The sequence below is a fragment of the Streptomyces sp. NPDC091682 genome (genome assembly GCF_044756625.1).
In the GTDB taxonomy this organism is placed as follows: domain Bacteria; phylum Actinomycetota; class Actinomycetes; order Streptomycetales; family Streptomycetaceae; genus Streptomyces.
Map to the genome: position 1 here is coordinate 287,495 of NZ_JBIVTH010000012.1, position 9,878 is coordinate 297,372.

Annotated in this window: 10 protein-coding genes; 4 read left to right on the plus strand and 6 right to left on the minus strand. The window is 72.2% G+C overall.

Annotation, left to right across the window (positions count from 1 at the left end; translation table 11 throughout):
- Positions 1 to 84 precede the first annotated feature (84 nt).
- Complete coding sequence (locus ACIQK6_RS27130; RefSeq protein WP_329106651.1) at positions 85 to 261, plus strand: hypothetical protein; 177 nt, start codon at positions 85 to 87, stop codon at positions 259 to 261.
- 140 nt (positions 262 to 401) lie between these two features.
- Positions 402 to 1,085, plus strand: a complete 684-nt coding sequence (locus tag ACIQK6_RS27135; protein ID WP_402695623.1) for a DUF6461 domain-containing protein — start codon at positions 402 to 404, stop codon at positions 1,083 to 1,085.
- Positions 1,086 to 1,163: 78 nt separating this feature from the next.
- Here the strand turns inward: ACIQK6_RS27135 and ACIQK6_RS27140 are convergent, their stop codons facing one another.
- Positions 1,164 to 2,438, minus strand: a complete 1,275-nt coding sequence (locus ACIQK6_RS27140) for a helix-turn-helix domain-containing protein (RefSeq protein ID WP_329106654.1) — start codon at positions 2,436 to 2,438, stop codon at positions 1,164 to 1,166.
- Between the two features lie 245 nt (positions 2,439 to 2,683).
- On the opposite strand from ACIQK6_RS27140, the gene ACIQK6_RS27145 reads away from it, so the two are divergent.
- Positions 2,684 to 4,027: a lipase family protein gene (locus ACIQK6_RS27145; protein ID WP_329106655.1), complete on the plus strand. Its 1,344-nt coding sequence runs from the start codon at positions 2,684 to 2,686 to the stop codon at positions 4,025 to 4,027.
- Positions 4,028 to 4,094: 67 nt separating this feature from the next.
- Here the strand turns inward: ACIQK6_RS27145 and ACIQK6_RS27150 are convergent, their stop codons facing one another.
- Both ACIQK6_RS27150 and ACIQK6_RS27155 read right to left on the minus strand, forming a co-directional pair.
- On the minus strand, positions 4,095 to 4,787 hold the full coding sequence (locus ACIQK6_RS27150) for a formylglycine-generating enzyme family protein (RefSeq protein ID WP_402695632.1): 693 nt from the start codon (positions 4,785 to 4,787) through the stop codon (positions 4,095 to 4,097).
- Complete coding sequence (locus tag ACIQK6_RS27155) at positions 4,787 to 5,002, minus strand: hypothetical protein (RefSeq protein ID WP_329106657.1); 216 nt, start codon at positions 5,000 to 5,002, stop codon at positions 4,787 to 4,789. The genes ACIQK6_RS27150 and ACIQK6_RS27155 overlap by 1 nt, the downstream gene beginning before the upstream one ends.
- Before the next feature lie 171 nt (positions 5,003 to 5,173).
- Between ACIQK6_RS27155 and ACIQK6_RS27160 the strand changes: the two genes are divergently transcribed.
- Positions 5,174 to 6,418: a hypothetical protein gene (locus ACIQK6_RS27160; protein ID WP_402695624.1), complete on the plus strand. Its 1,245-nt coding sequence runs from the start codon at positions 5,174 to 5,176 to the stop codon at positions 6,416 to 6,418.
- 81 nt (positions 6,419 to 6,499) lie between these two features.
- Here the strand turns inward: ACIQK6_RS27160 and ACIQK6_RS27165 are convergent, their stop codons facing one another.
- The 3 genes from ACIQK6_RS27165 to ACIQK6_RS27175 form a co-directional block, all read right to left on the minus strand.
- On the minus strand, positions 6,500 to 7,072 hold the full coding sequence (locus tag ACIQK6_RS27165) for an NADPH-dependent FMN reductase (protein ID WP_402695625.1): 573 nt from the start codon (positions 7,070 to 7,072) through the stop codon (positions 6,500 to 6,502).
- Positions 7,073 to 7,203: 131 nt separating this feature from the next.
- Positions 7,204 to 8,856, minus strand: a complete 1,653-nt coding sequence (locus ACIQK6_RS27170) for a serine/threonine-protein kinase (RefSeq protein WP_402695626.1) — start codon at positions 8,854 to 8,856, stop codon at positions 7,204 to 7,206.
- Between the two features lie 620 nt (positions 8,857 to 9,476).
- A partial coding sequence (locus ACIQK6_RS27175) for a DUF4097 family beta strand repeat-containing protein (protein ID WP_402695627.1) occupies positions 9,477 to 9,878 on the minus strand: 402 nt, incomplete at its 5' end.

Here is a 9,878-nt window from a genome sequence, read left to right on the forward strand (position 1 = left end):
GCTCCGGCGGGCAAAGGGCTGTGTACCGCCCCGCGGACGTGATGCCGTGCCCTCCTGAGTACTCTCGCCCCGAGAGGGGACGTCATGGAGTCACTTGGGACCCTGTTCACTGCCGCGGCCTGGGGTGTTGCGTTGGTCAGCCTGCTGGGTGGGGTGATCGTCGTGGTGGCCGTCACGCGTTGGCGCCGTCGTGCGATCAGCGCTCTGGAGAGGAGCGAGGAGGAGCAGAGCGGACCTGCCTTCCGGGCATCCGGTCGGTAGGGAGCGCGAGCGCCGGGAGGTTGACCGGGCTCGCCCCGGCGAGGTCGCGACCGGCACCGACTCCGGCCGCGTACGACGGGGCCCCCATCAGCCCAGGGCAGCGCGCTCCGGTGTCAGTGGCCCCTGCCAGGATGGGACGCATGACCCTTGCCACCGCGGCCGACTACGGCTGGATACATTCCCCGTCCTCGATGTTCGCCTTCGGAATGGAGTTCGGGTACAGCCTGACACTGGTGCGGGGGGTCTCACCTTCGGAGTTGTTCCGGATCGTGGGGGCCGAGCCCCAAGGCGTGTGCGAGGGACTCGGCGAGCTCATCCACGAGCAGCAGGAGTTCTTGGGCGGGTACGACACGTGGCCCGACTCCTTCCTCGCAGGAGCGTTCACCGTGCAGGGCGAGGGAGGGGACTGGACCCTCGTCCTGGAGTTCGGAGGCGGCCTGGACATGCGCACCGACATCATGGAGGCGATCTCGGCCGAAACGTGCGCCGTCTCGCACTCCAGCAACGGGGGGAAGCCGATGGACTTCTTCCACTGGTACGAACAGGGTGAGTTGAGGACCACGTTCGAGTGGCCTGCGGACAGGACCGGCAGCACTCCGGATGCGCTCAACCCCCTGATGCTCGCGGTCGGCCTCGACCCGTCGGGGGAGGGGGAACCAGAGGTCGACGTGAAGACGGCGGTCCTGGCGCTCACCGAGCGCCTCACCGGGGTGCGGGTGACCCAGGAGCTCCTGGCGGAGGCCGAGTACCACGTGGGGGAAATGCCGGAGGAGCCCGCCGAGGAGTGGGAGAACAACACCACCGACGGGGCGCCGGCGCACTGACAGAACCCTGCGCCATCCGACCTCGGCCCGGGCGACCCGAGTCGCACGGACGTGTTCGTGATCCGGGTTCAAGGCCCGTCAGCCCACGTCGCGTTTACCGGGCCGGACGGCGTCGTGGGCCGCCAGTGCGGCGCGCAGCGTCAGCGCATCGGCACCGCGGGCAGCGTCCAGTCCGGTGAACTCGGTCGCTTTGCGCAGACGGTAGTCGACCGTGTTCGGATGGATCTGGAGCCTGGCGGCTGCCCGGCGCCGGTCAAGGCTGCACGCGAGGAAGGCGCGTAACGTTACGAGCAGTTCCGGACGCGCGTCGAGGGGGGCGAGCAGCGCGGCGAGCCCGTCCCTGGCCGGGCCGGGACGGCTCAGCTGGTACTCGAGCAGCACGTCGTCGAGCAGGTACAGGCCGGGCCCCCGGCCGGACGACTCCGCTACTTCGCGTACCTCGCCGGCCAGCCGGGCGGCCTCGGCGACGCCCTCCGGCGTTGCAGCTGCCGCCGCGGCCCAGAGCTCGGCGCCGCACGTCCGGCCGAGCTGTTGGACCAGCTGGGAGAGCCGGTCCCGGTCCGCGCGACCGAAGTCGGCGGCCGGCGTCTCGTACGGGATCAGTACCAGCCCGCCGTCGCCGGACAGCACGGACAGGGGGACTCCCCTCGTCTGGCGCTGCAGTTCGTTGCGCAGCCGCCGGAGTTTGCGGCGCGCGGCGACCGCATGGTTCATGCCGGGCACCAGCTCGTCCGGGTGCGGTCCCACGGTGATGCTCAGCACCAGGTAGCAGGGCGGCAGACGGATGCCCGCGCGATCCGCCGCGACCTGCGGGCTGCCGCCCTCCAGCAGCCGGGACAGCAACGCCTGCAGGGCGACCTGCTCGTCACTGAGCGCCGTCCGCCGTTCCTGCACGTACCCGGCCGCGACCTCGCAGCTCACCAGCCGCAGATACGCGAGCAGTTGGCGCTGGACCCACAGTACGTCGCCCAGATCCCGCGGCTCGGCCGCCGAGAAGACCTGGGAGGCGCACTCCTCCGCACCCAGGTGATAGGCGCCGACCACGGCCTCCAGCGGCACGCCCTCGTCGGCACGCCGGGCCGAGGCCTCGCGGATCGCCGCCGCTTCGGCCTGCCCGGGCAGTTCGCCCGTGCGCAGGACCGCGGCGAAGCTCCGGATGCCGCGGGTCACCTGCTTGGCTATGTCACCGCCGAGGTGCTCCGCTGACAGCGTGCCGTAGACGGGCAGCCGCTCGACGAGCCGGACCATCACCGCACGTTCCAGAGCCGCGGCGGCGTCCTGAAGCCGCTTGTGGACCGGCACGCCGCCGAACTGCGGCACCGAGTCCCGTCCCCCCGCGTTGGATGCGGTCACAATTCACCTCGCACATTTCTGTTCCCCGCCCCGCAGACGCAGCCGCGTACCGGCCCGATGATGTTTCCGGGACATGTCCTACTGGTTGGTAACACGGTTGACCGGTGGATGGCCAGACGCGGCAGACCCCGGCCGCGTCGTTCCCCGCAATCCCCTGCCGGGGGCCGCCCGCCCCGGCCTGACACGCCGATGCACCCGACCTCGTAACGGCGCGTCAGCCCCCCCCACCAGAAAACGAGGACCACATGTCCAAGGCAGCCGTTCGCCTGATCTCCGTCGCCGTCGTCATCGCGGCGGCCATGACCGCCGCGCCGGCGGCCACGGCCGCCCAGTCCACGCCCGCAGCAGCGACGTCCACGACGAGCGACCCGTTCTACACCTATGGCGACAGCACGCCCCTGTCCGCTTTCGCGCCGGGCACCGTGCTGAAGACCCGGACGCTGCAGTACCACCTCATCGGTATCGCCACGCCCCTGAAGGCGGTCCAACTGCTCTACCGCACCACCGACGCCCAGGGCCGCCCGGCCGTCAACGTGACCACGGTGGTGCGCAGCCCGACGGGGGACCGCAGCAAGGCGGTGTCCTACCAGTCGTTCTACGATTCCCTCAACCCGGAGGACGGGCCGTCCCGTGCGATCGCCGGTGACGTCACCCTGGGCGGCCTCATCCCGAACGTCGAGGCCGTCTTCCTGGCGCCGCTGCTGACCCGGGGCTACGACGTCGTCATCCCGGACACCGAGGGACAGCAGGCGCACTTCGCTGCGGGACCGGAGTACGGGACGAACACGCTGGACTCGATCCGCGCCGCCACCAAGTCGGCGCAGACCGGACTGAATTCCGCCACCTCATTCGGCCTCATGGGCTATTCCGGTGGTTCCATCGCGACCAACTGGGCCGCTGCGCTCGCGCCGAGCTACGCGCCGGACGTACAGCGCAAGCTGGTCGGCTACGCCGAGGGCGGCCTGCTCGTCGACCCGGCACACAACCTGAAGTACGTGGACGGCTCACTGGCCTGGTCGGGCGTCATCCCCATGGCGGTCATCGGAGTCTCCCGGTCCTACGGCATCGATCTCAAGTCCTATCTCAACGGCTACGGCCTCGAGGTGTACAAGGACCTTGAGCACGGCTCCATCGTCGATGCCATCGGCCGATACCCCGGGCTGACCTGGAAGAAGATGGCGAAGTCGCAGTACGCCGACCCCAACTCGATCCCCGTGTTCGTGGAAGCGATGAACAAGATTAACCTCGGGTCGGCCGCCACCCCGGCCATCCCGGGATTCATCGCCCAGGGCGACGCGGGCGTCTTGGAAGGGACCTTCGGCAACCACCGGGGGATCGGAACGGGCGACGGCGTCATGGTCAGCGGGGACGTGCGGGCACTCGCCCGGCAGTACTGCGCCACCGGTAACTCCGCCGTCAAGTACAGCCAGTACGAGCTGCTCAGCCACACGGGGGCGGCCGTGGCCTGGGCCCCGGCCGCGCTGGGCTGGCTGGGTGACCGCTTCGCGGGCAAGCAGGCCCCGTCCGACTGCGGCCGCATCCCCGCGGGCAACTCGCTGGCACCGGAGGAGCCGACGTCGCGGTCCTGACGTCCGTGCGAGGGCCGGCCTGCCGCGCCCCGTGCGCGCGGCAGGTCTGCGCCCGGACGGTGACCGGTCAGGGCCGTACGGAGCGGGCGAGCCGCACTCCCACGTCCTCGATCCGCAGCGTCGGGTGACTGCGCCGTCGTACGGAGGCGCGGCAGCTCCAGTGCTCGTCGAACCAGCCGCCGCCGCGCAGTACCCGGTAGGAGCCGTACACCTCGGGGTCGTACAGGTCCCAGCACCACTCCCAGACGTTGCCGAGCATGTCGTACAGGCCCCACGGGTTGGGGCGGCGGCCGCCGACCTCGTGGATCCGTTCCCCGGAGTTCCCGCGGTGCCAGGCGATGTCGTCGAGCGGCCCGTAGCGGGGGCCGGTGGTGCCGGCCCGGCAGGCGAGTTCCCACTCGGCCTCGGTCGGCAGCCGGTAGCCGTCCGCGTCCCGGTCCCATGTGATGTGACCGTCCCCGCCGTCCCCGCCATCCGCCGTGGCGGCGGTTCCGGAGGTGTGGGGGAGGTGGTAGGCGGGGGGCAGCCCTTCCTGCCGGGACAGGGCGTTGCAGTACCGGACCGCGTCCCACCACGACACGCTGTGCGCGGGGAGCCGCCCGCCGTCCTGTCCGCCGTCGGGCCGTGCCGTGGCCACCTGCGCGTATCCGGCCCTGGTGAGCGGGTGCGCCGCGAGGCGGTACGGGGCGACCTCGACCGTCCAACTGCGCTCGGTGCGGCGGTCCGAGAGGGTGACGCGCCCGCCCGGCACGGCGATCATCATGCCCGGTTCTCCTGTTCCTGGTGGTCCGGCAGCAGCAACCGTGCGGCCCTCTCGCGGTTCCGGGCCTCCAGGACCGCGTCCGCTTCCTGGACGCGGTACCCGCCGACCGTGTCCGCAGCGGTGTCCAGGGACCACACCGGGGCGGCCGTGCCCGTGGGCGGCGGTCCGATCCGCGGTGCGCCGGAGCCGAGTTGGTCCACGTACTCGATCATCTGACCGAGGGTAGACGAGGTGGCCGGTGGGCACGGCACCCCGCCTCCTTCACGTAGGACCACCGGCCCGTCCGATCTGCCCGTCGTTCCGGGACGCGCTGCCCGCCCGCGCGGTCCTCTTCTTCCCCGTGGTGGTCGCGGTGGCGTTCGTGGGGTGGGTACCGTCTGTCCATGTACTTGATCGGTCCGGGGCACCAGCGGGGTCACGTCCTTCTCATAGCGGGGGACGCCGCGGTGCGCCGCGGCACGGTGCACCTTGCGCCGAGCGCGAATCTTGCCGCTCTCGCGATGGTGCCGGCTTCGGTGTTGCTGGGCAGCGGGCTTCCCACGGACACGGTGTGTCTGGACGGGGCGCGTGATCCGAACACGGTGCTGGCGCGGTTGCGTACGGCGGCCGCGACCCCGGGGCCGTTGCTGCTCTATCTTTCGGGCCGGCTCACCGCTGACCGGCGCGGCCGCGGGTTGTACTTGGCTCTGGCCGGGACGGCGCGGGCGGCCGTGCGATACACGGCTCTGCCCTGGGATTGGCTGGTGGGCGAGTTGCGGGGCCGTCCTGCCGGGCTGACGACGGTGCTCCTCGACCTTGCCGCGGACAAGGAGGCCTGGCCGTTGCTCCAGGAGGTCGGCGGTCTGCCGGGCCTCCCGTCTCACGAGGTGTACGGGGTGGTGTGCCCGCCGGGTTTCGCGGCGGGCAGCGGTACGGTCAGCGGCTACACGCGGCACTGGATCGAGCAACTGCGCCGCAGTCCGTCCCGGCCGGCCGATGTGCAGTTGCACGCTTTGGCGGCGGGCGCAGCGGGCCTTCCGCCGGGTGCGCTGGTCCTGCCGACCGCCCGTGAGCTGGGCATGCGCCCGGGCCCGCAGCAGCAACCGCTGCCGCAGCAGTCGGACCGGCAGGGGGTGTGGCAGGAAGCCGGCGGGGCCGGCCCGCCCTCCTATGGAACGACGGGCGGAGTGCCGGGCGGAGGGTCGGGTGGGGATCCACGGCCGCACATCCATGCATTGGCTACCGCGGGCCGTCATTCGGAGGCGGCTGCTCTGGCCCGGGCGTGGGAGGAGCATGTCCGGCATGCTCACGGGTCCTCCTCCCCGGAGGCGGTCCAGTGGGCGGAGATCCGTGCGGATCTGGCACGGATGGCGGGTGATTTCCTGCTGGCAACGGGGTTGTGGATCGGGGCCTGCCGGGTTCGGCTGGCCGCTCAGGGCGCGGCGGCCCCCGAGGTCTATGCCGCGGCGGCCGGGGCGCTGTACTGCTGGACCCAGCTCGGGGACCGGGCTTCGGCGGTGGAGTCGGGGCCCGAACTGCTCGCCCTGCTGCGGACCCTGCCCGCTCTGGATCCCCGATACCTGCGGCTGGCGCAGGCACGCCTGGACGTACTACGGGTCCCCGAGCTGCCGCGTGCCGTTCCCACCTGACCCCGGGACCGGCGGTCGGACTACCCGGCTGCACTGCAGCCGGGCCGCGCCGGGCCGCCGGGCAGCCGGGGTGCGGGGTCGTCAGGCGGCTCGGTTGCGTGCTTCGTCGTGCTGGCGTGCGGTGCGCAGGGCGTGGCCCCACCACAGCAGGTCGTCGAGGAGGAGGTTCGCGGCCCGTGCGGCGGCATCGGAGTCGTGGGGTGCTCCGGTTTCGTCGAAGGGGAACCGGTGGAAGCTGACGGTTTCGCGGAGCGTCGTGGCGTGGAGTTCGGCGAAGACGGGGCGGAGTTGCTCGACGGCGCGCAGGCCGCCGGAGAGGCCGCCGTAGGAAATGAAACCGACTGGTTTGCGCCGCCAGATCTGCCCGGCGGTGTCGATGGCCTGCTTCAGGGAGGCGGGGAAGGAGTGGTTGTACTCGGGGGTGAGGACCACGTAGGCGTCCGCCAGGGTGAGGCGTTCGACGAACGCGTGGCCGTGGGGCGTGAGGTCGGGGGTCCAGTGTGCCGGGAGGTCGGCGTCCGCGAGGTCGGCGACGGTGAGTTCGACCTCGGTGCGGGCGGCCGCGATGGTTTCGAACCAGCGGGCGACGGTGGGGCCGAACCGGCCTTCCCGGGTGCTGCCGACGACGAGTGCGATGCGTAGCGGAGTGGTCATGGCCCCATGTGTAGAACATCAAGTCCGGTTGAGGTCAAAGGGCTGACGGTCGAAGGGCTGACGGGCCAAGGCGGGAGGCGACCCGTCGCCCGCGCCTCGCGGAACACGGGCCGCGGGTCATGGGCGGCGGGTCATGGGCGGCGGGCCAGCGCCGCGGGAGCACCCGCCGACTGTGCACCCTCCGATTCCAGTGTGAGGCGGTCGGGGTTCGTCATCGTCAGCACGTACAGGTTGCCCCGCGGGCACTCGAGGAGCGCCGCACGGTCCGTGGGATGGCTGGTTGCCGCTTCGAACACCGCGCTGTTCCCGCGGACCTGCTTCAGCCGCAAGGCCTCGGTGCATCCCAGGTTCTGCCCGGTGGTGACCTCCTTGAGGTCACTGACCTGCCGGCCCACCAGCTCGCCCACCGCTCCGCCGTTCAGTGTGACGGTGACCGAGAACTCACCCGTGCGCGCCCGGGACACACCGTCCGCGTCGGGTGTTCCGGGTCCGGCACCCGACCACGTACCGGCCCACGCGGCCGGCAACGCCCCCGCCGGACCCGTTGCTGGCGCGGGTGAGGACGTCTCGGGGGTGGGGGCCCGCCCGCTCCCGTCGCTGCCGTCGCGGTGCCCGGGGAGCCACACCGCGAGTGCGACGGCTGCGGCGACGGCGGTGGCACCGGCGGCCGCACCGGCGCCCCGCGAACGCAGGACCGCCCGCCCCGGCCCGAGCCTCGGGGGTACGGGGGAGTGCGGCGGAGTCCCGGCACCGGCGAGCGCCCCCGGCAACGCCGAAGGTAGCGGCGGCGTCGGCGGGGGTGAGAGCGGTGCGGGCACGGATGCGGGGAGGTGGCCGTCCGCACCGGGCGCATGGGGGGTGTTGGTCGGAGACGGCGGGAGGGTGAGGAGACGGCGGAGCTCGGTCTCCCGCCGCCCGGTCTCGGCGGCCAGGGCCCGGGGCGCGGCGGGTCCCCACCCTTGCGTCGTGCCGCCAGCGGCCAGCCGTGCCGCTACGTCCTCGGCGAGGGGACGTTGGTGCGGGTCCTTGGCCAGGCACTCCCTCACCAGCGCCCGTAGCGGCTGCGGCACACCGTCGAGGTGCGGTTCGTCGTGCACGATCCGGTACAGCAGTGCCGGCAGGTCCAGTTCCTCGCCGTCCGCCAGGAAGGGGCTGCGGCCGGTCGCCGCGTACACGAGCACCGCGGCCAGGGAGAACACGTCGGCCGCGGCCCCGGCCACCGCGCCGGTGGCCTGTTCCGGCGCCAGGAATCCGGGTGTGCCGATGACCGTGCCGGTGCGGGTGTGCCGCGGGTCGCGGACCGTGCGGGCGATACCGAAATCGATCAGGAAGGGCCGCTCAGTGCCCAGCAGTACGTTCGCCGGTTTGATGTCGCGGTGGACGACACCTGCCGTCCGTACGCTGACGAGCGCCGCCGACAGTTCCTGTCCCAGCTGCTGGACGGCCGAGGCCGGCAGCGGCCCCCATCCGCGTACCCAGTCACCCAGCGACGGCGCGGGCACGTACTCGGTCGCCAGCCACTGCGGGGAGGCCCCCGGCGCGCTGAAATCGACCACCGATACCGTCCACGGGCTACGAACTCGGTCGCTGGTGCGTATCTCCCGGTCGAAGCGGTGTGCGAAGTCCGCTTCCAGGCTCAGCTCGCGGTGCACGGTCTTCAGGGCGAGCGCCCGCCCGGACAGCGTCCGTGCCAGGAACACCTCGCCCATGCCGCCCGATCCGAGCCGTGCCAGCAGACGGTACCCACCGATCTCCAGCGGGTCACCGGGCCGCAAAGACTCCATCACTTCCCCCTGTCCCCACGGCCGCTGCCGGTCCGCGCCGCGCGCGGCCCGGGTGCCGGGCCGCCGTGATGGACCCTAGAGGACGAGCCCTCGCCCCGCCCGCTCAGGGGGAGCAGGGCAGGAGCCCGCCGCCGTCATGCCCCCGGACGAGCAGGTAGTGCACAGGAGAGGCTCCTGCCGCGATCCTTCGGTTTCCGCCGCACGGTCATCGCGGTGTGGCCGGATGGTCACGGTCGACCGGCCGACGGGCGGGGTTCTCGGCGCCGAAACCGGTCGTGACCGGGACCGCGTGCCACCTCGGCGTGGTGGGGCGGCTCAGCGGAGTGGGGATCCGCGGCCCGGCTGCTGCGATGGGAGAGCCGCTGGTACGGACCTCGCGTGGGTCGGGGCAGGGCGCGGGGGAAGTGCGTGCGGCAGGCCGAAGGGTCAGGCGGCCCAGCGTTGTCGGGCCTGATGTTGATGTCGGTGCAGGCGTTCGCGGTGGAGAAGAGCCGGCCGGCCGGAGGGCTCGTGTCTCCGGCGGGCTTGGAGCAGCTGGTCGAGGAGTCGAATCGGTCTCGCCCTCGGGACCCTTCGCCCGTGCCCGTGCCCGTGCCCGTTACCGGCTCGGGTGGGGGTTCTCAGTTGCTGCGGGCGGTGATGTCGCCGTAGGAGGTGGTGGCGCGGATGGTGAGGCCGGCGTCGGCGCCGTCGGTGTTGTTGAGGGCGTTGTGGATGCGGCCGTAGGCGGTGCCGGCGTCGAGGGTGGCGGAGACCCCGCGGGCGGCGCCGATGGTGATGTCGCCCGACTGGGTGGTGAGTTCGACGGTGCCGGTCTGGGCCTCGGCGATCTGCAGGTCGCCCTTCTGGGTGGTGATCTGTGCGGCGCCGCCCAGGCGTCCCACGGAGACGTCACCGGCCATCAGGGTGAGGTGGGCGCTCGCGGTCTCGTCGAGCTTGACCGTGCCCTGGGCGCTTTCGAAGGTGACGTCGCCGAGGCGGCCGACGCCGCGGAGTTCACCGGCCGCGGTCTTCGCCTCGAT

Excerpts from the sequence above, each read along its gene's own strand:
- ACIQK6_RS27160 (WP_402695624.1), top strand. The coding sequence starts at position 5,174 with ATGTACTTGATCGGTCCGGGGCACCAGCGGGGTCACGTCCTTCTCATA.
- ACIQK6_RS27130 (WP_329106651.1), top strand. The coding sequence starts at position 85 with ATGGAGTCACTTGGGACCCTGTTCACTGCCGCGGCCTGGGGTGTTGCG.
- ACIQK6_RS27145 (WP_329106655.1), top strand. The coding sequence starts at position 2,684 with ATGTCCAAGGCAGCCGTTCGCCTGATCTCCGTCGCCGTCGTCATCGCG.
- ACIQK6_RS27135 (WP_402695623.1), top strand. The coding sequence starts at position 402 with ATGACCCTTGCCACCGCGGCCGACTACGGCTGGATACATTCCCCGTCC.
- ACIQK6_RS27150 (WP_402695632.1), bottom strand. The coding sequence starts at position 4,787 with ATGATCGCCGTGCCGGGCGGGCGCGTCACCCTCTCGGACCGCCGCACC.
- ACIQK6_RS27170 (WP_402695626.1), bottom strand. The coding sequence starts at position 8,856 with ATGGAGTCTTTGCGGCCCGGTGACCCGCTGGAGATCGGTGGGTACCGT.
- ACIQK6_RS27165 (WP_402695625.1), bottom strand. The coding sequence starts at position 7,072 with ATGACCACTCCGCTACGCATCGCACTCGTCGTCGGCAGCACCCGGGAA.
- ACIQK6_RS27155 (WP_329106657.1), bottom strand. The coding sequence starts at position 5,002 with ATGATCGAGTACGTGGACCAACTCGGCTCCGGCGCACCGCGGATCGGA.